Source organism: Ruegeria atlantica (genome assembly GCF_013032455.1).
GTDB classification, from domain to species: Bacteria; Pseudomonadota; Alphaproteobacteria; order Rhodobacterales; family Rhodobacteraceae; genus Ruegeria; species Ruegeria atlantica_B.
The window spans coordinates 1-23,184 of sequence record NZ_WQCF01000002.1; the positions used below are offsets into that span (position 1 = coordinate 1).

At 56.4% G+C, this 23,184-nt stretch carries 21 protein-coding genes and 1 tRNA gene; 6 read left to right on the forward strand and 16 right to left on the reverse strand.

What is annotated here, in order from left to right; translation table 11 throughout:
* Positions 1-354: 354 nt before the first annotated feature.
* The 10 genes from GOW93_RS04035 to GOW93_RS04080 all read right to left on the reverse strand — a co-directional run bounded on the left by GOW93_RS04035 (position 355) and on the right by GOW93_RS04080 (position 9,662).
* Entirely contained in the window at positions 355-3,447 is a 3,093-nt protein-coding gene (locus GOW93_RS04035) for an efflux RND transporter permease subunit (RefSeq protein ID WP_170381829.1), read from the reverse strand.
* Complete coding sequence (locus GOW93_RS04040; protein WP_170381831.1) at positions 3,447-4,544, reverse strand: efflux RND transporter periplasmic adaptor subunit; 1,098 nt, start codon at positions 4,542-4,544, stop codon at positions 3,447-3,449. The genes GOW93_RS04035 and GOW93_RS04040 overlap by 1 nt, the downstream gene beginning before the upstream one ends.
* A 139-nt stretch (positions 4,545-4,683) precedes the next feature.
* Positions 4,684-4,836, reverse strand: a complete 153-nt coding sequence (locus GOW93_RS04045) for a hypothetical protein (protein ID WP_438826206.1) — start codon at positions 4,834-4,836, stop codon at positions 4,684-4,686.
* Positions 4,837-4,845: 9 nt separating this feature from the next.
* Complete coding sequence (locus GOW93_RS04050) at positions 4,846-5,988, reverse strand: NnrS family protein (RefSeq protein WP_170381834.1); 1,143 nt, start codon at positions 5,986-5,988, stop codon at positions 4,846-4,848.
* 20 nt (positions 5,989-6,008) lie between these two features.
* On the reverse strand, positions 6,009-6,920 hold the full coding sequence (gene ubiV, locus GOW93_RS04055; RefSeq protein WP_254443457.1) for a ubiquinone anaerobic biosynthesis protein UbiV: 912 nt from the start codon (positions 6,918-6,920) through the stop codon (positions 6,009-6,011).
* 5 nt (positions 6,921-6,925) lie between these two features.
* The gene (gene ubiU, locus GOW93_RS04060) at positions 6,926-7,924 is read right to left on the reverse strand and encodes a ubiquinone anaerobic biosynthesis protein UbiU (RefSeq protein ID WP_170381837.1); all 999 of its coding nucleotides are present in this window, start codon (positions 7,922-7,924) and stop codon (positions 6,926-6,928) included.
* Positions 7,925-7,941: 17 nt separating this feature from the next.
* Positions 7,942-8,451 carry a ubiquinone anaerobic biosynthesis accessory factor UbiT gene (ubiT, locus tag GOW93_RS04065; protein ID WP_170381839.1) on the reverse strand — a complete coding sequence of 170 codons (510 nt, stop codon included), beginning with the start codon at positions 8,449-8,451 and terminating at the stop codon, positions 7,942-7,944.
* Positions 8,452-8,454: 3 nt separating this feature from the next.
* Positions 8,455-8,652 carry a hypothetical protein gene (locus tag GOW93_RS04070; protein WP_170381841.1) on the reverse strand — a complete coding sequence of 66 codons (198 nt, stop codon included), beginning with the start codon at positions 8,650-8,652 and terminating at the stop codon, positions 8,455-8,457.
* Entirely contained in the window at positions 8,649-9,125 is a 477-nt protein-coding gene (locus GOW93_RS04075; protein ID WP_170381843.1) for a hemerythrin domain-containing protein, read from the reverse strand. The genes GOW93_RS04070 and GOW93_RS04075 overlap by 4 nt, the downstream gene beginning before the upstream one ends.
* A complete protein-coding gene (locus tag GOW93_RS04080) occupies positions 9,126-9,662 on the reverse strand; it encodes a DUF2478 domain-containing protein (protein WP_254443458.1) in 537 nt (178 codons plus the stop codon).
* A gap of 250 nt (positions 9,663-9,912) precedes the next feature.
* Here GOW93_RS04080 and GOW93_RS04085 point away from each other — a divergent pair, with 250 nt between their 5' ends.
* From GOW93_RS04085 to GOW93_RS04095, 3 genes are all read left to right on the forward strand, one after another.
* Positions 9,913-10,326: an Rrf2 family transcriptional regulator gene (locus GOW93_RS04085; protein WP_170381845.1), complete on the forward strand. Its 414-nt coding sequence runs from the start codon at positions 9,913-9,915 to the stop codon at positions 10,324-10,326.
* Between the two features lie 161 nt (positions 10,327-10,487).
* The gene (locus tag GOW93_RS04090) at positions 10,488-11,306 is read left to right on the forward strand and encodes a DUF2189 domain-containing protein (RefSeq protein WP_170381847.1); all 819 of its coding nucleotides are present in this window, start codon (positions 10,488-10,490) and stop codon (positions 11,304-11,306) included.
* Between the two features lie 309 nt (positions 11,307-11,615).
* Entirely contained in the window at positions 11,616-12,299 is a 684-nt protein-coding gene (locus tag GOW93_RS04095) for a GntR family transcriptional regulator (RefSeq protein ID WP_170382510.1), read from the forward strand.
* 18 nt (positions 12,300-12,317) lie between these two features.
* On the opposite strand, the gene GOW93_RS04100 is transcribed toward GOW93_RS04095, so the two are convergent.
* From GOW93_RS04100 to GOW93_RS04115, 4 genes are all read right to left on the reverse strand, one after another.
* On the reverse strand, positions 12,318-13,265 hold the full coding sequence (locus tag GOW93_RS04100; protein ID WP_254443460.1) for a HupE/UreJ family protein: 948 nt from the start codon (positions 13,263-13,265) through the stop codon (positions 12,318-12,320).
* Positions 13,266-13,315: 50 nt separating this feature from the next.
* Positions 13,316-14,137, reverse strand: a complete 822-nt coding sequence (locus GOW93_RS04105) for a peptidyl-prolyl cis-trans isomerase (RefSeq protein ID WP_170381851.1) — start codon at positions 14,135-14,137, stop codon at positions 13,316-13,318.
* Between the two features lie 144 nt (positions 14,138-14,281).
* Positions 14,282-16,207 carry a DUF3604 domain-containing protein gene (locus tag GOW93_RS04110; protein WP_170381852.1) on the reverse strand — a complete coding sequence of 642 codons (1,926 nt, stop codon included), beginning with the start codon at positions 16,205-16,207 and terminating at the stop codon, positions 14,282-14,284.
* A gap of 132 nt (positions 16,208-16,339) precedes the next feature.
* Positions 16,340-17,743 carry a PLP-dependent aminotransferase family protein gene (locus GOW93_RS04115; RefSeq protein WP_254443461.1) on the reverse strand — a complete coding sequence of 468 codons (1,404 nt, stop codon included), beginning with the start codon at positions 17,741-17,743 and terminating at the stop codon, positions 16,340-16,342.
* Positions 17,744-17,836: 93 nt separating this feature from the next.
* Between GOW93_RS04115 and GOW93_RS04120 the strand changes: the two genes are divergently transcribed.
* Positions 17,837-18,487, forward strand: a complete 651-nt coding sequence (locus GOW93_RS04120) for a pyridoxamine 5'-phosphate oxidase family protein (RefSeq protein ID WP_170381856.1) — start codon at positions 17,837-17,839, stop codon at positions 18,485-18,487.
* A 9-nt stretch (positions 18,488-18,496) separates the two neighbouring features.
* Positions 18,497-19,255, forward strand: coding sequence for a pyridoxine 5'-phosphate synthase (locus GOW93_RS04125; protein WP_174819007.1), 759 nt, complete (start codon positions 18,497-18,499; stop codon positions 19,253-19,255).
* Between the two features lie 56 nt (positions 19,256-19,311).
* Here the strand turns inward: GOW93_RS04125 and GOW93_RS04130 are convergent, their stop codons facing one another.
* Positions 19,312-21,546, reverse strand: coding sequence for a CHASE2 domain-containing protein (locus GOW93_RS04130; protein WP_368039634.1), 2,235 nt, complete (start codon positions 21,544-21,546; stop codon positions 19,312-19,314).
* A 106-nt stretch (positions 21,547-21,652) separates the two neighbouring features.
* On the reverse strand, positions 21,653-22,642 hold the full coding sequence (locus tag GOW93_RS04135; RefSeq protein ID WP_254443462.1) for a FecR family protein: 990 nt from the start codon (positions 22,640-22,642) through the stop codon (positions 21,653-21,655).
* Positions 22,643-22,957: 315 nt separating this feature from the next.
* Here GOW93_RS04135 and GOW93_RS04140 point away from each other — a divergent pair.
* Positions 22,958-23,047, forward strand: a tRNA-Ser gene (locus GOW93_RS04140).
* Positions 23,048-23,184: the final 137 nt, after the last annotated feature.

The following is a 23,184-nucleotide window of genomic DNA, read 5'->3' on the forward strand; positions in this document are numbered from 1 at the left end:
TACAGGCCGACGATGCACTAACAATCAATTTGGACCAGTCAGATGAGGCTGCTCAGGTCACTGATAGCACATCTCAAAAATTAACTTTCCGTCCTCACTTTGGAGTTTCGCCAAAGTAGCCTCCAAAGAACGCGATCATTGCGAGCAACACACCAACCAGTATCGCGATGACTAGAAGCGCTCCACTGCCTCTGGCGAAATATCCCAGCGAAATCAAACCAACCACGAAAATGCCAACTAAAAAGTACAGTACTGTATTGTTCAACTTAACCCCCCGGAATTAGCTGTCTAAGTTAAAGAACTACCTGTTTCGCGAACGCAAAATCCGACACAAAGACCGTTTTAATGGCGACGTCAAACGATCTTGGCTGGTTGTCGAATGCCATTCAGTGTGGCGAACAAGACCGGTACCAGTATCATTGTGAGCATCGTACCCACGGTCAATCCGCCCATGATCGTGACGGCAAGACCAACCCAGAATACGTCCGGCAGCAACGGTATGACGCCCAGAACTGTCGTTGCTGCGGCCAGTACGACGGGACGCAATCTTGAAGCGCCGGCATTCAAAACGGCGTCGTAACCCAGCTGGCCTTCGGCCAAGTTATCGTTGATCTGATCAATCAGAACGATCGCATTTTTGATCATCATACCCGCCAAACTCATGCCTCCAAGTAGCGCAACAAACCCAAACGGTGTGTTCGTGAGGAGCAAGCTTGGAACGATCCCTATGAGTACAAATGGCACTGTCAAGAAAATGGTCAGCGGCCTGCGGTACGAGTTGAAAAGCCCGACCACGATAAGGGCCATAATCGAAAACGCGGGTATCATTCCCGGGATCAATGACGCTTGCGCGGACATGGTGTCCTCGTACTCTCCACCCCATTCCATGCTGTAGCCCTGCGGCAGGCCTGCTTCCAAGGCGTCAAAATCGGCGAGAACGGCTGCGCGATAGCTTGGCAGTGTGACACTGTCGATCGGATTGGCCTGAACGGTTAGAACACGGCGCCGGTCACGGCGATTGATCGTGGGGTCTTCTGGCTTGATATTCACGCTACGAACAACCTGGGCCAACGGGACAGGTTCGACGGAAAACGGTGACTGCATTTGCAGCAGTTCAAAGTTGTCCACGGCTGCCACGTCTTCCGCCCCAGGGCGCACTATGATTGGAAGCAGTTCGTCGCCTTCGCGGTAGAGCCCAACCGATCGGCCATCAAAGGCCCGTTTCGTCGTATTACCCAAGTCTTCATAAGTGATACCTGTCCATCGCGCTCGGTCCTGATCATAGTCGGGAACTGTCTTCAGGACACGGTTGCGCCAATCCGTGCGCGCCACTTTGGTCCACTGATGCTGATCAAGTATTGCAACAGCCCTGTCGCCAATTTCGCGCAAAGTCTCTGGATCGGCATCCGCCGGACCGATAATGCGATTTTCGAATGCCCAGGTATTGCTGGGACCGACGCCGAACTGGCGTGTGAAGGAGGTCGCCTCGGGCATATTCGCCGATATCCAGAGCGAGATCGCTTTTGTCATTTCGGGGATGTCACGATAGTCGTCGACGTTCACGATGACTTGTCCGTAGGATGGATTGGTGCCTTCGGGGTCTACTGGCAGGTAGAAACGCGGTGGCCCGGCGCCAATGAAGCTGGCGATACCTGTCACGCGATCATCCATTTCCACCTGCTCTTCGATACGCCTGATGGCTTCGGAGACTGCCTCGATCCGAGTTCCCTCAGGCGCGTAATAGTCGATCATGTACTTGGTCATGGACGAGGTCGGGAAAAACAACTGCGTCACCGAACCAAAACCAATCCCGGCAATGACCAGAGCTCCCACCGCCACTCCGATTGTCAGATAGCGAGCCCGGATCGCTGCAGCCAGAAAGCGACGGTAAATGGCATAGAAGCCTGTATCGAAAGTCTCGCTGTTTTCTCCCTTTGGTTCTGGCAGCAAAGCAACACACTGCAAGGGTGTGACCGTCATTGACAGCAACCAACTGACCAAGAGTGCGATGCCAACGACCGAGAAGAGCGTGCGGCAGTATTCTCCGGCGCTCTCAACAGAGGCAAAAATCGGGTAGAACGCCATAACCGCGACGAAGGTGGCCCCAAGTAGCGACATGGCAGGGCGGGTTGCGGCATCAATTGCTGCTTTCGCGCGGTCCATTCCCTGCGACATCCGGACCATTGCGCCATCCGCAACAACGATCGAATTGTCGACCATCATGCCAAGCGCAATGATCAACGCCCCCAGAGACATTCGTTGAAGATCGATGCCCAGTGCTGCCAATGGAATGAAGGTGGCAAGTATCGTCAGGATCAGCCCACTGCCGATGATGAACCCCATCCGAATGCCCATTGCCAAAGTCAAAACGACCAGAACGATGGCGACGGCTTGACCAAGGCTCACCAGAAAACTGCTTACCGCGAGGTTTACGTCATCGGACTGCCAATGAACCCGTTCGACTTCAATGCCCACAGGCAAACCCGCGATCAGTTCTGATACTCTCGCGTCTACAGCCTCGCCAACGCTGACAACGTTGACGCCAGACTGAAATGATATTGCCAAGCCGATAGAGGGCAGGCCGTTGTAGCGCATCATTGTCGTTGGCGGATCGGCATAGCCTTCCTTCACTTCAACAATTTCACCCAGCCGCAGCAGCTCAGGCCCCCGTATTTGACCGCTTTGGGCCTGATCCAGACCACTTGGCCGAACGACCAGATCCGCGATATCGGTTGGGCTGGTAAAGGTCCCGCTTGGCGCAATGCGCATACGGTAGTCACCGATATTGACCCGCCCAGCGTCGACAATCGCGTTCTGGGTCTGCAACGTGTTGAGAATAGTCTGAGCCGAAACACCTAGCGCGGCCAAGGCTTCCTCTCTTGTTTCCAAGTAGATGACCCTGTCGCGTTCTCCCCAAAGATCAACGCGCCCTACACCTTCGATCAACGACAATTCTCGTTTGAAATCTTCTGCGAAACCATCAAGCTCCTGAGCGGAAAACCCATCCGACGTCATAGCAAGCAAAAGACCAAAGACGTCGCCGAAATCATCGTTGATAGCGGGACGACCTGCGCCTGGGGGCAGGTCTGTTTCCACGTCTCTGACTTTACGGCGCAGCGTATCCCAGATTTGTGGCAATTCGTCTGACCAATAGTTCGGCCGGATTTCGACTTTGATGGTCGACACACCGGCGCGGCTTTCGCTCGAGATGTAATCAATTTCCTTTATTTCTTGGAGCTTTAGCTCAATCCGTTCGGTTACCTCCTGCTCAACCTCAGCAGGACTAGCCCCTGGATAGGGAGTGGTTACTACGGCTGTTTTGATGGTGAATTCGGGGTCTTCCAACTGCCCAAGGCTAAAGAACGCTGAAATGCCGCCCAACGTGAGCATGATAACCGTGAACCAAATGAACTTGGCGTTGCGGATCGAAAACGCGGCGAGGCCCATTACTCCGCATCCTCAGAAAGTAGCGAAACCTTCTGACCCTCTCGCAAAGAATTCGCTCCGGCAGTGACAACAACGTCGCCAAATTCCAGACCTTCGCTAACCGCAACCCCTTGTGATCGTGGCGTGCCAAGCACAACCTTTCGCGCGGTCACACTTTCTGAACTGGCATCAAACACCCAAACGTGTGGGTCGGTTTCCCCTTCAGGCACGAAGACTGCGCTGGCAGGTACCATGATTGCATCAAATGGCTCGTACCCTTCCTTTGGTTGGCCGCGGACACGCCCTGCCATGCCCGGAAGGACAAGTGCGTCTTTCGGTTGATCCATGATCAACGTGACGGGGAAGGTTCGGGTCGTCGCCGAAGCCTCTGATCCAATCTCACTGATTTCTGCCGGTAGAACCACGTCACCCAAAGCATCGAAAGTGACAGTTATGTTCTCAATATGCGGGATCAGGGCGATGTACCGTTCGGGGATGTCGATCACCACTTCGATGTGCTCGGCATCCAGAATACGCAAAACCGGGGTTTGGGCTGCAACCTCTTCGAAATCTTCAATGTATTTCGCGACCACACGGCCATCAAACGGCGCCGCGAGGCTTGTATAGGTCAAGTCAAGTGTTGCCCTATCCAGCGCACCTTGCACAGAATTGATTGCCGCCTGAGCTGATGTTTCACCCGCGACAAAGCGATCAAGCGTTGCCTGCGCGGCAACTTCTTTCTCAACCAATGATCGCTGTCGATCTGTTTGCAATTTAGCATTGTCGAAGGTCGCTTGCGCGCTTGCAAGCTCTGCCGTTAGTCGGTCAACCTCAGCTTGGTAGGGGGCAGGATCCAGCGCCGCGATTACGTCACCTTTCGTCACAAGGTCACCAACCTGAACGTCGACTCCGACAACGTTGCCAGGCACGCGGAACGCCAATGACACTTCGCGTGCAGCTCTGGCTGTTCCGACAAAGTAACGGTCATGTAAGCTGGATAGATCAGAAATCTCAGTAGCTCTGACAGGCCGGATAATTGTTGTGGTCGCTTCTTCTTCCTTCTCCCAGCAGCCCGCAAGCGTCGAGAAGGCAAAAAGCCAAACAGATAATCTCTTCATTTCCCCCTCCCTTGCGGCCCGCTTTCTTCTCATCGTCTCTGCGAAGGGGGCCTAATTTGCAATTTTGGCACTAAAAGCTGTTTGAATTGTACGCACTTATCAAACAAAGTCAAAAACCAGAATTTGTATATGTCGCGACTCACAACCAGCAAATTACGATGGCTATAAGTGCGATTGCTGACAGGTAAGCCTTTGGGTAGCGGCCATATCGCGTTTCCACACGCTGCCTGTCCTTCAATCTGCTGAACACGATCTCGATGCGGTTGCTACGCTTGTGGCATCGCGGTTGCAGCCTTTCGGATTACTCATCAATGGAACGTTTTGGCCCGCTGAAGACTGGTCGGGGAACAGGGCGGAGCAGGGCCGCGCCATGCCGCAGCAAGACAATGGACCAGACTATGCACCAAATCAGCGGCGCGTCAGCGTGCCCTTGCGTATCTACCGGGATAAATACTCGAATAACGGCAGCCACCCACAAAAGTGCGAAACCGCATTGATCGATCAAAACTGGCCGTAAGCGATTTCCGCGCCGCGCCACAGCGCGCGAAGCGACGGCATAGATCGAACATGCGATTGCGCCGGCAGTCAGCGCATGCAGAGCCGCGCTGTCTGACAGCGGCCCAACATTCGTCCTGCCGAGCGCCACTAGAAACAAACCCAGAGGCAGCCAAGAGTAGGCCAGAGTCAGCATGCTCAGCAAAGAATCCTTGAAGGTTTCTTCAGACAGCCAAAGCAACAATCGGGCGACCTCGGTTGTGGCGGTGATTACCAGGCATGCAACTATCCAGTCGGATGCGATCCCAAGCGTGTCTAGCAATAATGCAACGAGAAGTGCCACCGCAGAGGGGTACCCGCAAAGCTTTGCTAACTTGTAGCGCCATTCGTAGGAAACGGTGCAACTCAGCCGGTTCCAGGAAAAGCCCGCAATCATGCGGCCGCCCACTATCTGCAACAGGATCGCAAAGCCCAGAACCGGAATGGACGGCAAGATGCCTCCTCGGAGCACTGTGATCTGGATGCCGGTCATCGCCAGCGCAAAAAGCGCAAATCCGACGCTTTTTGCAGAAACGGATTGCAAGGCTGCCCGCGCGAGGGTCAGTGTCACAAAGCCCATAAAGGCAGCAGTTCCTGATACGACCAAGGCGGGCTCTGTGCCAATTGCACCTGCTGCTGTCAGCCGGGCCAAGACCCAAAGCGCCAAAAGGAGCGCAGTATCCCGGCTCGACATACGAGCCCCATTGGACCAGCTTGGCATCGCAGTCAGCGCGTAGCCTGCAAACATGGCTGCGGCAAAACCAAACACCATCTCATGCCCGTGCCAGGCCCACCGGTTACCAAGTGGCGAATGCGTCAGGTCAATTCCTACGTCCCAGTTGACCAACCCAACCCCGACGATTGCCCAGGTTGCGCCAGCCAGAAACATGGGGCGATGGGGTGCCGTCATTGGACGGTGTCCAAGAATGATTATGCCGGACTGGCTGTGGCTATGCGGCGGTATCCAGCCTCTCCGTAAAAGAAGCCGTTGCTGAGCGGAGTCTTATCGCAAATCTGACGCAACATGGCCTCCACCTCGGGCAGATCGAGGCTTCCGTCCAATGCGCTACGGTAGAGCTGCGCGACTGCTACCATGTCCACCGCTTGCGGCATCAGGCGCAAATGGGTGACACCGTTACCTGTCAGCCGTGTTACTTCCCGCATTAGGTCGACATAGCTTTCCGACTGGGTCTGGATACCGTTCACCCGCAGGATTGGCCGATCGTCACTGGTGGTCAGCGGCATCCCGTCACTGTCGTCTTCGCAGACAAACTGGCAGTTGTCCTTGGTGCGACCGTGCGCGCGCGCGTGGTAGCAGCGCGCCGATACGGCCAGCGAGGCGCGGCCGAAAACCTGAACCTCGACGCCAAGCCCCAGATCGCGAGCCGCCTGCGTCGCTGCGTCAATGGCGGGGAAGGGCAGCTCGGTAGGTAGGACGACATGGGTTGCCCCCTGATCGGCCATCCATTTGATCGTGGCCTCGTTATAGGCATTCATGAAAGGGCCGATACGATGGGGCTGTTTGCCGCGTGCATATAACCCTGCGGCGTTGTTGATCTCGATCTCGTGACTGTCCATTGTGGCCAGATCTTCGGTCGCTTTTCGCTCGCGCTTCAGCATTACTTCGGCAAGCGAAGACAAGATAACCCGTTTGCCCGCGCGCTCCAGCCGCTCAATGATTGTTGGTAGTTCAGCCTCTTGGAAAGGTGCGCGCTTGGAGCAAATGACTTCACCCAGATACACCTCGTCAACGGGTGCCTCATCCGCGACGCTGGCGTAGAAATCGCGTCGCCGCTCGGCGGACCAGTGATAGGCGATCGGGCCAAGTGTCAGTTTTGTCATTTTCATCACCGCCATTTCTTTGTCTCAAAGGCGCCCTGTGTCTGCTTCTGCCCTTCGGTCAGTGCCACGAGGTCGGCGATATTCGCCTCTCGGCCCGCGCGGATGTCATCCACTGCCGCGCGAAAGGCTTTCACAACGTTGCGCACATAACTTTTTGACCGCTGCCGCCCTTCGATCTTGAAGGCATGAACGCCTGCCTCGATCAGCTCGGGCAACAGGCGCGACAGGTTCAGGCTTATGGGTTCTTCAAAGGCGTAATACCCCTCGGGTCTGTGCGGCGCGGCATAGCGACCCTTGCAGATTGTGGGATATCCTGCTTTTTCGTCCGGGCCGAAACAGTCGATGGTAAAGCCCGCAAGCTGCGAGGACATCGACCCGTCATCGTGGCGAACATATTCGACGTCCGAGGCCGGGGAGCACACGCCGTCCATATTCGTCGATTGCCCGGTCAGATAGTTGGTCAAGCTGCACCGCCCTTCCACCATCAGCCCGTGATTGCCAAAGATGAAGGTTTCGATCTCGCAGGGGATCTCCTTACGAATTTCGCGGATCTCGGGGATCGTCAGAATGCGCGGCAGGACAACGCGCTTAACCCCGAAGTTCTCGCAATAGTAACGTATGGCCTCGGGGCTGGAGGCTGCGGCCTGTACTGACAGATGTAACCGAATGCCGGGATGGGTGCGGGCGATATAGTCAGCGACACCCATATCGGCAACGATGAACGCATCGACGCCAAAGCGCGCACCGGTGTCGGCGGCCTGCCGCCAGAGGTCGACCTTACCCGCAGGCGGATAGGTGTTGAGTGCCAGCAGAACCTTGGCCCCCTTCGCATGGGCATAGGCAACGGACTCGGCCAGTTCCGCCGGTGTAAAATTCAGGCCCGGAAAGTTGCGGGCATTGGTGGCGTCTTGGAAGCCGCAATAGACGGCGTCGGCACCAGCATCGACGGCGGTGCGTAGGGCTGCTGGCGTACCGGCGGGACAGATTAGTTCGGCAAGGCTCATGGTTGGCCTGTATCCTTTCAGGTTGCGGGGTATGAACGGCGCAGTCGTGCCAGGATCGCGCGGCCCGGTGCGCCAAACATGTTGGCGGTTTCTTCGGCGATGGAACCGTCGACATCGTCGAGCGCATTTCTCAGCCTCACCACAGCTTCGGTGTCGCCGGTCACCTCGAGATCGCGCGAGAAGAAGGCTGCATCACCGTCCTCCTCTGAATCGACCAACTCTAGCAGCAGCATGAAGCGTCCACGGATCGCTGCCCCGGCAACGGGTGCAAGATCGCGCGGAACGGCGCGGAAGATCAGCGCTTGTGGATCAGGGCGAAGGTGCAGAGCAAAGGGCAACTCAACCGGGTCGATGATGTAATCAGTTTTTTGATGCGGCCCGAGCCGGGCAAAAAGCGACGGGTGGCTTTTGGCGACACGCCGCACCACCCGCGACAGGACTGGCTGTACAATTGCAGCCGACAGCCGCGCCACCGGGCGCTGACCCGGCAAACGCGGGCGATGAACGGGGTCTGTGTTGGCGGTCATTTCTCAGGTCTCCCCTGCTGTCGACAGGTCGGTCTTAGCCTCGATCAAGCCAATCGGGCTGTCCTTGGGTTGCGAAAAGTTGGTCAGTAAGTTCGCTGCGGATGGTGTAGTGACGATCAGCGCTGGGCGCGGGGTCGGGGTTAATTCAGGCATCACCGGTTCCGCTTCGGACAGCGAAGAAAATGTCTTCTTGCCGTTCATGCCCGGGACTCGATGCGCGGGAAAAGCACCTCGTTTTCAAGGTACATGTGTTCGTCCAGATCTTCGACCAGCTTGCCGAGGCCGACATAGAGGCGGCGCCAGCTTTGGCAGGCGTAGTGCGGCAGGCGGAAGCCATGAGTTATAGCGGCGATGCGGTTCAGCGCGGCCTCGTGATTGCCATGGGCTTTGCGTAGGTCTGGGACGGCCTTGGCCGCGCAAGTCGGGTATCCGGTCTGCAGTGCAGTGAAGACGGTTTCCTCTTCATCGCGCATGTGATCCTCGAGTTCTTCGAACATCACCTTAAGCGCATGGCTCAAACCATGCGGTGTGTTTGGGTCACTCGCATGGGTCGTCTCGACTTTGCAGGCCAGAGCAATCAGATCGGGCATCTCGCGCCGGTGTGTGTCATGGTAGCGGGTCCAGATGTGATCAATCAGCGCGGCTGTTGGCGCCTGAGTTGTCGGATCGTGCATTTACGCCTCCTCGATGCGTGACGCAGCGGGTTTGACCACTGTCAGGCACCAAGCCAGAACTTCACTTTCGTCGGGTGATAGCGCTGTTGCCATGCCGCCCGCGAAGTGTTCGAAAGCCGCCCGATGAGCGTCGGACACACCGGTCAAGACCGGCACGTTGCGCGACAGGGCCTCGACGATCAGGGCGTGAAAACCGCGCCCTTCGGCCTCGCTGACTCCGAACTTGTTCAGTACGATCAAATCAACATTGCCTGCAACCAGCCGTGCGGTCGCTGTACCAACAGCCTCTTCCAGCGCCCCGGCATCCATCCGACAGGCTGTGGAGCCAGCGCCAAGATTTTGCGTGATCCGGACGATCGGCCCATCAGGCAAAAGCCATAAATCGCTGTTGCAATTCGAAGCCTCAGACTGTGTTTCTTGCCGACGCAGGGCACCGCCAAGTCGGACCCCCTCAGCCTGCAAACGCTCGACCACTGCGGAAAGCAACTGATCTGTAGCACCTCGACCCGTGGCCGAAACACTCGCCAGTCTCATCATCTGCCCAGCCTCTGTTGGGCGCGCCCCGCCAAGGGGGCCAGTGGGGCGGGGGTTGCTCGAAGTGTCTTTTGGTACTGGGTCAAAACAGGACCAACCTGAGTGTCAATGTTCTTTTGTGTAAGGGTGGCTGCATCCTGTTTCACGGCCGATCCTTTCGCTTTCGAGTCGTCTGGTGACATCGAATTGGTATTTGATTTGCCGAATACTCTCGGTTAATACGCATTGCAAATACCAAAACAGGATTGCGACCTTGCGCCTCACTTCTTTTACCGATTACGGGCTGCGTGTTTTGATGCGCTTGGCTGGTGCGCCAGAGTGCGCCATGACGACCAGCGAACTCGCGGCTGAATTCCAGGTGTCACGCAACCACCTCGCCAAAGTGATTTCTGCTCTTGCTGGGGCGGGTTATCTTGAGACGCGGCGCGGCGGTAGCGGTGGTGCAATCTTGGCTCGCCCACCAGAGGAAATACGGCTGGGCGATGTGGTGGCCTTTCTGGAATCCGGTCAGGTGCTGGTTGAGTGCTTTTCGCCTGGTGGTGCTGCTTGTACCTTGACGCCAAACTGCCGCCTAAAGGCACGATTGGCGCAAGCAGAAGCGTCCTTCTTAGCCGACCTCAACCGTAGTACTTTGGCCGATTGCGTCTATCATCCCGAAAATATGTGAACACCAAGTCACGGATCTTAGAATAAATTTTGTCATTTCGCCTCCCTTGCTCGTATGCCTCAGGTGATGCAAACTTGCGTACTAAGGAAGGATGTCTGTTTTACCGCTGCATCTGTCGGTGAATGGACCAGCGCGGCACCATGCATTGAGAGGAATGTGTCATGACATCCAAAACCGCAGGCCCCACGCCACCCGAAAATCTGACGCCGCCGCAGCAATCCATGCCTGAGGTCAATAGGCTGACGTCAGGTGATATTACCGCATCGCTGAAGGCTGGGTTTTCCGACTTTCTGGCTCGCCCCGTAATGAGCGGTTTCTTCGGGCTGTTCTATGCGGTTTTTGGAATCCTGCTGGTTTGGAGCCTGGTCTGGCTTGGCAAGATCTGGTTGATCATTCCCGCCATAGTGGGCTTTCCGTTGATCGCGCCGTTCGCCGCTGCGGGGCTTTATGAAATGTCCCGCCGGTTGCAGAAAGGAGAGGGTTTCGGTTGGTCTGAAATCCTTACTGTCATGGCCAATCAACGCAAGCGCGAAATGGGCTGGATGGCCTTTGTCACCCTGTTCATTTTCTGGGTGTGGGTTTATCAAATCCGGCTTTGGCTGGCGATCATTCTGCAGGATACATCATTCTCGGATTTTGACGGGTTCTTGAACATTGTATTCTTCACACCGCAGGGTTGGACCTTTCTGGCCGTTGGCACCTGCGTCGGCGCCTTTCTGTCGGCTGTCCTGTTCTCGGTGACTGTCGTCGCCATGCCAATGCTGCTCGACCGGGAGACAAATTTTGTGTCCGCAATGCTCACGTCCCTTCGCGTTGTCGCGGAAAGCCCGGTGGTCATGCTTGGCTGGGCGGCGATCATTTCGGTCACGATGCTGTTGTCGCTGGTCCCGGCCTTCTTGGGCCTGATCTTCACCCTGCCGATCCTTGGCCACACCACGTGGCATCTCTACCGGCGGGCCGTGTCGTCAGCGGAGGAGTGATTTATTCAGCCACAACTGCAACGCCCGAATGGTGCGGGCTGCGATGGGAACCTGCCCGAACCTCTCTAAAGGGGTCTGGGCAAGGGCTGCAATCAAACACGCGCTCATCAGGCCGAACAGAAAGGGTAAAGGAAGGTTGGATGCCCAAAATGCAATCGTTCCCAGAATCGCAAGTCCGAACGTCAAGCCCCGCTGTGTCAGAAGAGAAGATGTTTTGTTCCGGATAGGCAACGTGCTGGATCCAAAGTTATTGACTTACAAAGTATGCAAAAGCATACGGCTGGATACAAAGCAACAAGAGAGCCCATGATGACTGTTCAAGGTGATCCGCTACAAACTGGACCGCAAGGCAATTCTGCGTATCAGCGCCTGCTGGATGAGATTCGATGCGGTACTCTTCTGCCAGGTGAACGCCTGCGCGAGATTGATCTGTCCGAGCGTCTGGGCGTTAGCCGAACGCCCGTCAGAGAAGCGATCAGACAACTTGAGGCGGACGGGCTTGTCGTCCACGTACCGAGGCAGGGCGCTACGGTTCGCAGTCTCGATTACGCCGAAGTGATGGAGCTCTATGAGATGCGTGCTGTGCTCGAAGGCACGGCGGCTCGTCTGGCGGCGCGGGCTGCGTCGGATGTTGAACTGGATGAATTGGACGTACTGAACGATCGGTTGGCCGAGGCGGGCACAGGCCCTGATGCGGTGCGGATCAACCGCACCTTCCATGCCACGCTGCTGGATTCAGCAAAGAACCGGTTTCTCGCTAAATCCATGTTGTCGCTGCAAAAGGCGCTGCTGATCCTTGGGCCTTCACAGTTGTTGGATAGCGACCGGGCCGAGGCGGCGGTAGCAGAGCACCGACGCATCATGATCGCTTTGAAAGCCCGTGATGGTGCAGCAGCCGAAACAGAGATGCGGGCGCATATTCACGCGGCGCAACGAATGCGCATCCGCGCGCTGCAGGAACGGGACCGCACTATCGACGAAACCGGCAGGTAGACACGATCTGGCCGCGGGTCAAAACCCACTGACACGTTCAACCAACCAGTAGATTGAAACGCAGCCAATGGCATATCCGGTTACTGGTTTGATAACGGCGTGAAAACCAGCTGGACTGGATCGCGAGACCCTGCGCCAAAGGTAAATAGCAACCGACAGGACCGAAATGAAGGCAAGTTGGCCAGCTTCGACGCCGAGGTTAAAGGCGAGAAGCGCGGTCGGGATGTCCTGAGAAGGCAGGCCAATCTCAGACAGGGCGCCAGCGAAACCCAGCCCATGCAGCAGACCAAAGCAAAAGCAGACGATCCAAGGGAACTGCTCGGAAAGCCGGATCTGACCTTCTTTGTGTTTGATGATTTCCAGCGCCAGAAATACGATCGACAGAGCTATTACGGCCTCAACCGGCGCGGCGGGCACGCGAAGGACTCCAAGTGTAGCCAGTGCCAGAGTGATTGAATGAGCGACGGTAAATGCCGTTATCGCCCCAACCAATCGCCACGGGTCGCGCACCAGCACGAATAAGGCGACAACAAATAGAAGGTGATCCCAGCCCTCCAGAATGTGTTCGAAACCAAGTTGAAAATAACTAAGGAAAACGGAAATCGTTGTAGGGTTCTCAGGCAAGGTCAGTGTCAGAGTGTCTGGCGTGAACCGCAAAGTCGTGATCGCCGTGTCCAAGGGTTGAACGCGTAGCAGAACGTCATTGTTTTGGCGCTCTAGCCCTTTGATTGAGACGGTTTGACCAGCAATCTCAGCCTCGCAATCGGCGATCCAGGTGGACACCCAAGCGACCGTGTCAAAGACCGGCTGTGTCCCTTGTCTTGGGGTGCAAGGTTCAGGCAGGATCGCGTCGATACGCATCGGCTGGCCATTCACGTCAGGAATGCGCCAAAGAACTTGCCATGTGTTAGGGGACAACTGACGCAGGTCCAGATACCCCGGATCAAGTGCGTGGGCGGTACTCATGTTCGGGCAACACAGCAACCATATTGCCAATATGAGGTTCAGCAGAGCCTTCATTCGCCAAACACCGGCTTCTCAATGCGGTACTGCCCGGCAAGGTGTTCGTATTGTGCCAGTGACAAGTCCTCGGCCGTGTCGCGGCGCCAGGCCAAGACAACCGCCTCACGGATATCCGCGAGCGGCGGCAAGGACCCTTCGCGGGTTTCCGTAACCCTGACCATGTGCAGCCCGTATCCTGATCGAACCGGCCCGACCCAGACACCGACTTCCAAAGGCTCGAGCCCGGAATGGAACCCCGGCCCAAAGGTTGCATCTATTGCTTTTGGTGCCGTTAGCGGCATCGCCTTGGGCATCAGGGATGGCACGCCGACAGTCACCCAATCTTCACCGGCTTTCAGCTTGGATATCGCAGCCTCGACCTCATCCGGTTCTGGAGTTTCTCCCAGATATATCTGTTCAAAGGCCAGCCGTGGCGGTGTCGCAAAGCGCGCAGGGTTCGCCACAATATAAGCCTCAAGGATAGAATCCTCAGGCTCGACGGCGGAAGCAATCGCGTCGGCCAGAAAATCCATCTTTTGGGCCAACCGCGCGCGGATCACCTGATCCCCGCGATCCAGTCCGAGTTTGCGAGCTTCGCGCACCAACACCTCTTCGCGTACGGCACCATCGATTAGGGCCTGCAACTCGTCACTATTGGGTGGGCGTTTCCAGGTGGTTTCAAAGCGTGCGATCAGCAGGTCGACGTCGTTGTTATCAAAGACAATTACCTCGGGTGGCGCGCCACTCTCTTTGTTTGGTGAAACAAGGGCAAACCAGCCAAAGATAGCGGCCCCGATCAGTATAAAATGGAACAACGGTTCTTTCAAAAAGCGCATGAATAGTCCTGAAGGCTCTGCAGACCAGCTACAATCCTGGGATTGAGTTTTTGTGTAGGTCAAATGGCTGCACATTCGACCTTGTTTCTAATCTCGTCGTGGGTTTTCGGGGGGGGGCGAGAGGCCCGCCCCCAACCATATGCATTATTCACTGGCCGGAGTGTACCAGATCGGCGACGAGTAGGCGCGCTCCTGATGGGTCAATACCGCGTTCTCCGGCAAATCGATATTATAGCGGAGCTTGTCGTAAAGTACCCAGCGCGGAGTGGGGATTTCCAAAACCCGCGCATAATAGAAGGCGCGCTCATCAGGGTTGAATTCGGGATCAGTCCATACGGTGATCAGTTCAGAAGCACCGATGGAGTTGCTCCAGCTTGCACTTTCCAGATCCACGGTATTGCCGACCTCGGGAAGTTTGCCATCGGCGTCCAAAGCGCGATCGTCTGACCATGCAACGTTGTAGACCTTTTCCTGAAGTTCACCATTTGCATTCAGCCAGCCTTTGATCACCTGAACTCGGTCCAAGTTTGCACCGACCGGATCGCGCAGGGCGCCGATCAGGAATTTCGGGGCGCCGTCGCCCTCGCGTGGGCGCAGGTCGCTGCCCATGGGAACGCCTTTGGTATAGCCGACATCTGCGAGGAAGCGGGTCTCAAGGTCGGTATCATCAAATTCCCACCCGCCGAAGAAACGCAAACCGATCCGTGGCCCCGTGGTGGCATAGGTCTCCCGCCGCTTGAACGCATCGAAAATGGCTGAGCGCGTGTTTTCCGTGGCCCAGACGGCGGTATAGCCAGAGGCGACCAGCAGATCGCCCGGAATCTCGCCTAAATCATTGGCGATAAAGGGGTGCTGAATGCGCGTCGCCGATGGTTCTACGCTGACGGATTTGCCAAAGAAGTTGTCTTCTTCTGCTGTGGCAAGCGAGGTATGGCTGTCCGTCGCACCGCCCATGCCAAACTTGTAAGGGTTCACGCCTAATTTCTCTTCCAGCATCAAACCGCGCTTCAGGGCTTCGCGCGCATATTCGCCTGCCAGCATGTCTTCGGTTTTCAGCTCGGTGATGTCCAGGTTGCCAACATCCCAGTTCTCGTAATCTGCAAACGGGTCATCCGGGCTGAGATAGGGGTGCGCCTCGCCGTCGCCCTTGATTTGCGTAACTTCGTAGTGGGGCTCCCATCTTGCGCGGTTCTGAACGTATTCCTCGTCGACCTTGCCGTCGTGATAGGTGTCTTCTGTCGGGAACATCCAGCCGTTTGACAAGTTGCCGTTGTGGGCAAAGGCCACCGCCCGGCCGCCGGTTTTGGCCTCATACTCTTCCAGCCACGCGTAGAGCGCCTTGGGGTCGGTGTCGCCATAGGGCGGTTGCGTAACTGGCGGGACCACCTGTAGCGCGCGGATCGGCCCGTCGCGCAGCATGACATTGCGGTGCAGGTTGAACCCCTTGGGGACCGAGGTCCATTCAAAGCCAATAAAGGCAGTGAAATTGCCCGGATCGTTGTGCCGTTCTGCGGCCAAAACGATATGTTCCCAAGTAAAGGCGAATGCATCAGCACCGGGGCTGTAGGATTCCAGCAAAATCTCTGGCAGGGTCATCTGCGAGAAGTTCGTGATAATGTCGAAAGCCGCTTTTCCGGCCTCTTCACCGCCCGCCTTATACCCTTCATACCATTCCAGCCCTTTTGGGTCGGAAATAACTCCGGGCTTGCCTGCTTGCAGATCGGGCGCAAAACCCATCAGGTCCGTGTGATCGGTCAGTACCATCCAGTCCAGCGGTCTGGCCAGCCTGACGGGTTGACCTGTGGATGAGATGACCTGTTCCCCCTTGGCAAATCGCCATGCTTCGTCCGGTAGCAACGTGTTGCCAAAGGCCCCGGCATCCAGTGAGAGACCGGTATGCAGATGGGTGTCGCCCCACAGCGGGCGTTCCGGAAAGGATCGATTGGCATAGGGTGAGAATGGACGCGCGGGAAAGGTGCCCTCAGCGGCCTCTTTGCTGGGGACCGCGTCAGCCAAAGCGCTGGCCGGGATTAAAACCAAAGTTAACAAGCAGGCAATCAGTCGAAGCATGTGAATCTCCCCTTTCACAGACACCGCGATTCCAAGTTTTGGAATAAGCATAGATAAATTTTATATTTTGAATGTATCACTAAGAATCGTTCACGTGTGAAAAACTTTGCCACCTTTCCACCAGTGGCATTGTCAACAATCTGAACGAAGGAGTGAAATCAACCGCTCAGCCGCGTTCGAGAGCGTGTCTTCGTCAAAGGCCGCGTATCCGAGCAACAGGCCTTGCATCTTTTCAGGTAGGGCGCAGTGGGCCGATAGAGCATTGATACGCAGCCCAATATTCTCGGCGCGTTTACTTATTTCAATGTCAGAAACGCGATCAGCCACGAGGGCTTGCAACCCTACACATAGATGCATGCCGGAGGAGTCGGGCTGCAGGTTCAGCAGGTCGGAAACTGGTGCAAGGGCATCAAGAAGATGGTTCTGCCGCCGTGCGTAGGTACGCCGCATTCGTCGCAGATGCATGGCGAATTCCCCGCTGTTCATGAAGGTGGCCAAGGCAGGTTGCGGGATCAGCGATGCGCGTGGCCCGACGCGGCCAAGGTAAGCGCGGGTTTGGGGCAGAAGCCTTTTGGGAACAACCATATACCCGATCCGCAGCGCTGGGCTGACAAGCTTGGAGAAGCTGCCCAGATAGATCGTGTTGGTCAGACCGTCCAGTCCGGACAGGGATGGCAAGGGTTGCCCGCGATAGCGGAATTCGCTGTCATAGTCGTCTTCGATTACGATCGCTCCGGCTTTGCGCGCCCAGTCCATCAGCGATACCCGGCGGGACAATGGCAGGCTGACCCCGGTCGGATAGTGCCGCGAGGGGGTGACGATTGCTGCGTGAATGCCCGCAGGTATCCGCGTCGAACTCAGACCGTTCTCGTCGATGCGAATTGGATTGCCCGTGTTTCCAGTATCGGCAAGGATTGTTCGCAATGTGGGCCAGCACGGATCCTCGATCGCGATCTTTTTGCCGGATCCAAGCAGACCATGGAAAATAACCTCAAAGGCTTCCCGCGCGCCTGACGTGATCATGACCTGCCCCGGATCACAGTTCAGGTGGCGCCATGCTGCAAGGTGGTCCGAGATCGCCTCGCGTAGTGGATACCACCCTAGTGGGTCTGGGCGCGCCAGCAGCTCGGGCGACGGGTTGCGCCAGGCGCGCTCAAGATGGCGAGCCCATTGCCTGTTTGGCAGCAAAGATTGATCGGGTAGACCGGTTTGGAAAGGCCGCCAGTTTTCAGTTGCCGGGCTGACCGGGCGCGACATCGGCTGAGGTTGGGACAGGTGGGTGATTTCACTGGCCACATAGGTTCCGCTGCCTTGTCGGGTCGTCAGGTACCCTTCGCTGATCATCTGATCATAGACGGCTTGCACTGTGGTTCGCGATATCGACAACTCGGATGCAAGAGTGCGACTGGCGGGTAGCCGCGCGCCAACCAAATCAGGAGAAGCGGATATCAGGTTGCGCAACGCCTCAAGCAGTTGCGCCTGAAGCGATGTTTTATAGGACGCATCCAGAGAAATCGCAAACAGGTCGCGATTCAAATTGGACTTAGAAAAAACATTAGAATTGGACATTTGAAAACAACCAATATCCGGGCATCAGGGTTACAGCAAGAACAAACCCGAGTTAGTAAAATGACCGAGACACTGACAGTTACCGACAGAAGCCGTCTGCGTCGCTCACATGAGCGGGGCCATTTCGACCGTACTACGATCAACGCCATCTTGGACGCGCAACCCATGTGCAGCGTGGGATATGTCATAGATGGCAAGCCCTTCGTCACGCCTACGTTGCAGTGGCGCGAAGGCAACCGCGTCTATTGGCACGGCTCTTCCGCTAGCCGCGCGCTGCGCAATTCGCGCGATGCGCAGGTTTGCCTTTCGGTCGCAATTCTGGACGGGTTTGTGTTGGCCCGGTCCGGCATGCACCATTCGGTCAACTCGCGGTCGGTCACATTGTATGGGACAGCCGTCAAGATCGAAGATCCGGCGGAAAAGCTTGATAAGCTTGGCCGGTTTGTAAACGGGCTGTTTCCGGGGCGCTATCAAGAACTGCGGCCTGATCACGCGCAGGATTTAAAGGCAACCATGGTATTGGGCATGGAAATCTTAGAAGGCAGCGCCAAGGTGCGCACGGGTGGCCCCGTTGATGAGGAAGAGGATTATGACCTGCCGATCTGGGCCGGGGTTATTCCGGTTCACACTGCGGTCGGAGACCCGATCCCTGATCCGCGGAACATTGACGGGGTATCGGTTCCTGAGCACGTACAAACCTTTCGGCTGTAGGGTTGGATCATGACGGACCTTTCCGTAAACTTGAACGTTGCAGCCCTGCTGCGCAACCGACGAGAGCACCCCTGGCCGGATATCGTGGACCTCGCGCGGATCGCACTGAAAGAAGGTGCGGCTGGGGTGACTGTTCATCCCCGGCCAGATGAACGTCACACGCGGCCCGGAGATGTGTGGGCCTTGCGTAATTTGCTGGATACAGAGTTTCCAGATCGCGAGCTCAATGTCGAAGGCTACCCGGATGCACGGTTCTTATCGCTGGTGCATGAGGTCCGGGCAGATCAGGTTACGCTGGTGCCGGATGATCCGGCGCAGGCGACCAGCGATCATGGCTGGGATTTCAGATTGCAGTGCACGATGCTATCCGATGTGGTTGCGACGCTAAAGGCGAACGGCCACCGGGTGTCTTTGTTCGCCGACCCGGACGCGGACCAGATGGCCCTTGCCGCCTTGACGGGGGCAGACAGGGTTGAGCTGTATACCGGCCCCTTTGGCGGGGCTCACAGCGACTCGGTCGTTGAAGCGCGCGAGCTGGAACAACTCGCCTCTGCGGCGGCCGCAGCCGAGGCGCAAAGTCTGAAGATCAATGCCGGGCACGATCTGACGGTCTCCGGTACAGGCAAGCTGATCGCCCGGATTCCTTCGATTGCCGAGGTGTCCATTGGCCACGCGCTATTCTGTGATGCACTTACCTTCGGGATGGCCGAAACCGTCCGCCGGTATCTGGAGACTTGTGGATCCGGGCCCGAAACACGGCGCGCGTAGCCTTTCGGCAATCAAACCGTATCCAAATCGCTTTTGCTTACCCGCGGATCGTCGTTTTATGCAGACGGTTTACTTTCGCTTTCTTGATGGCTGAATATCAGCTGGTTTGACTGGGTGTCGGATCGGAAATCCGCAGCTCGACCAGGCAGGGCACTATAGAACCTTCGCAAACCTGGTTCGATATGCTGTGCCTGTGCAACACAGTCGGCGCACATGTCTTCGATCTGATCGTGCGGTTGGCGGTTGCGAATGGCGGCAATAATCTTTTTGTGTGTCGCCTCAAGTTTCTGGAATGCGGGCGCGTCTAACGTCTCTTGGCCGCCTACCAGGACGTAGACAGGTTCCAGGTCAGTTCTGCCTTTGAGGTCCACATAACCAGCTTCGAGCATGGCCATGACATTGCGGGTATTCTCATAAACCGCACAGGATACCAGAATATCATAGTCGACATGGCGACAGCTTTGTTCGATCCGGGCGGCGACATTTACCACGTCACCGATGACGGTGTAGTTAAACCGGCTTTTCGAGCCGATATTCCCCACACAAGCCTGCCCCGTGGCGCAGCCCGTTGCCAAGGCAATCGGTGGCCTGCCTTTCATGACGGCCGAAGCGTTGAAATCCACCAGCGCCTCTCGCATCAACAGCGCGGCTGATGCAGCGCGGCAAGGGTGGTCCTCGACCGGGACCGGGGCGTTCCAAAAAGCCATGACAGCATCACCGATGAATTTGTCGATAGTACCTCTCTCTCGCAGTATCTGATCCCCGATTTTCGAGAATAGCTGGTTCAACAAGGTTACCAGATCGGTTGCCGATACGGTCTCGGACAAGGGCGTAAAACCTCGGATGTCCGAGAACATCACAGTGATTTCCTGGGTCTCGCCACCCAGTTGCAGTTGATGGCCCGACCTCTCCATTTCATCCAGAATCTCGGGTGCCACATAGTGCGAAAAGGTTTGCCGGATTGCTCGCTTTTCACGCTCGGTCGAAATGAACAGATAGCCCGCCAACAGGCCAAAATTTGCCATGCCTCCCAATAGTGGAAATGTAACATCGAACAGAACCAGTTGGTTCTGGAAAGCCATCCAACTGCTGGCAAGGACAACAGCGGCGGAGACACCGCCCGCCACGAACGAGGCGACCGCGCCAAATCGGGACATGACAACCGTGACGACAATTCCCAAGCTGACGAAGGACAACAATTCAAGAGCGGCGGTCACGTCCGATCGGCTCAGCATTTCACCTGTCAAAATCTGTTCCAAAAGCTGTGCATGGATCGACACGCCCGGAACGGATTCACCTAACGCCGTCTGGTGCATGTCAAATAGACCGGCGGCGGACGTGCCGACCAGAATGATGCGGCCCTCAATCTCGGCGCGCAGATTGGGATTGTCCGTCGCCTGCATGATGTCGTTCGCGGACAAATACAGGTTTGGGTTGTCGCGCCTGTACCTGACCCAAACCTCACCGTTTTCTGTGGTTGGCAGCCGGAAATCACCAACTTCGATCGCCAGCATGATGCCCGCTTCGTCCTGCGCGCCCTCGGCAATGATAACGGATTCACCTAAGGCGACCCTGAGCGCTTCGAGCCCTAACCCCGGCAAAGTCCCGTCCGGCCCTCCCCAAAGGATGGGCACACGGCGAATGATCCCCATGCCGCCCAAGGGTGAGACATTGACGCCACCAATGCCTGCAGCCGTCTGATCCAACGGTGGGGCAGGCGGTGTCCAGTTGGGAACGCTGACCAAGCCGGATGCCGGGCTTTCGCCGATCTCGATTATACCCGCCATCGGTGTGACGGGCCTGCCTTCGAGCGTTGGCCGAGCAGCCGCGCCCAGAACGACGGGCCAGTTGGCGATCTCCAAACCGAACAAGACGTCGTTGTCCAACTTCGCAGCGTGTCTCTTGACCGTCAGTATGTCGGCAAGTGCGGGGTCGTTTAACAACCGAGAAGGGGAGAACCGATCAGGTTCGACGAACAACATATCGAACGCTATGGCGGCTGCCCCGTATTCGCCGAGGTTTTTTACCATCTCTGCCAATAGGGTTCGGGGCCAGGGCCATTGCCCCCAATTGGCCAGCGATTGCTCGTCAATATCGACAACTCGCACTGGCAGGTCCGGGTTATATTCTCGGGGCGACAAGCGCTGTAGAATGTCGAAGTAGGTCAGCCGGGCAATTCGCACCGGATATGGATCAAGTACTCTGATAAAACACCCGAACAATATCAGTCCGAGCCCCACCATCTGAAAGGCTCGCCGCCGCCCTGCACGCTCTTTTGGCTTACCGATCACCTTTGCCTCCGATTGCATGGGCGTTCTTGGCGCAGGTTTGCACAATGCCTCCCGTCGTTAGGCCCTTATCTGACGTTCAACGCTGTTACTGGCGGTGGCGCATACGTCATCTGGCATTTCCCTTTTTGCCCTTGCCCCTTCCCTTGGCGCCGTCGCGACCTTTACCTTTGCCCGGATTCCCTACGCCCGAAGCGTTTCGTGACTGGCCGCCGGGGTTGCTGCCGTCTTGATGACCAGACTTATTGGTTTTGGCAGCGGGCTCTGCTGCCGGCGGTTCGTTTGGTGGTTCGCTCGGCGGCTCGGATGGCGGTTCCGCCTGGAAGGCCACCTTCTGGGGTGTAGCGCGTGGCGGTGGGGGAGCTTCGGCCTTTTCTATTGGTATCGGTACGGATTCTGCAGCGCACCCGGCAAAGTCCACTTGCAGCGGTGGCTTCAGGCCCGCCTGCGATTGAATGAATGGGAACCCGCTTTTCAATGCCAGCTCATAGTGTTCTTGATCTACAGGACGACCGATATTGCCTTGCTGGGAAGTGGCGAACATACTGCATTGTCGCCCGGTCGTTCGACACGAGCCGCGCGCGCCGCACATGCGAACTGTACCTTCTAAAACCAGCATGGCGCTTTGCATCTCGGAAACGACCCACATATCGAAGGTCGTACCGCGAACAGCCATTGTCGCCGTTGGTGTTTGAATGGAATAGGCGCGTTTTCTGCTCTTTCCGGAAATAAAACGAAAACTGCCACCCAATGCCTGAACCGCAAAGTTTTTGGCCTTTCGATTGCTTCGTAGCATGGTCACATCCAGTTTCATGCGTGCATTCGGACCAATCGCAATCTTGGTTTCGTCCACAAATACCAATTGAACCAGCCCGGTGCCGTTGGTGGAAATGGAGTCGCCGGATACCACTTCCATCCCGGCCCGCACTGGTTGGGATTTCCCCGAGCGTGTAATCTCAGCACCTTGCTTTACGCCGATAACTTTTCCGATGTTGGCCAAGGCCTGCGACGGCAAAAGCAGCAGACAACAAATTATGAATAACGATTTTAACCAGGTCAAACCTAACTTCCTTCCCCCAAAGGTAAGTACAGAGCGCATTGCGCTCACCGCTCGGTTTGTGCCTCGATATATTCAGAGTATTGAATTTAAAAATAATAAGCTCATGCAAATATGCCTTAAATTTCGCGCTTTTGGCAAGTGATCAGTGTGTTTCGGGCGACGTGCGAGTTGAATGACGGATGCCTGGTCAAGCAAAGCAGGGCCGTAGCGCCGCTTGCGTTTGTGTTACCAATCCTGAAAGTGACCTCAAAAACGGCCGCTATGGCCTGACGAATAAGAAAGATACGAGAAAATTGAACGGGGTATAGAAAATCGCCTTGTATCCGGGTGACAGGCAGGGATATACCGGCCAGCGGAGACGTGGCCGAGTGGTCGAAGGCGCTCCCCTGCTAAGGGAGTAGGCGGGAAACCGTCTCGAGGGTTCGAATCCCTTCGTCTCCGCCATATACCATTGAGTTTAAATGATATTTAATGGCGTTATTGGCGATTCCCGCCTGAATACCCATCACCCCAAATGCGCTTGGTTTCCGCTCTTTGCGATGGATGAATCAGTTATACTCGCCCGACAGTTCAAATAGATC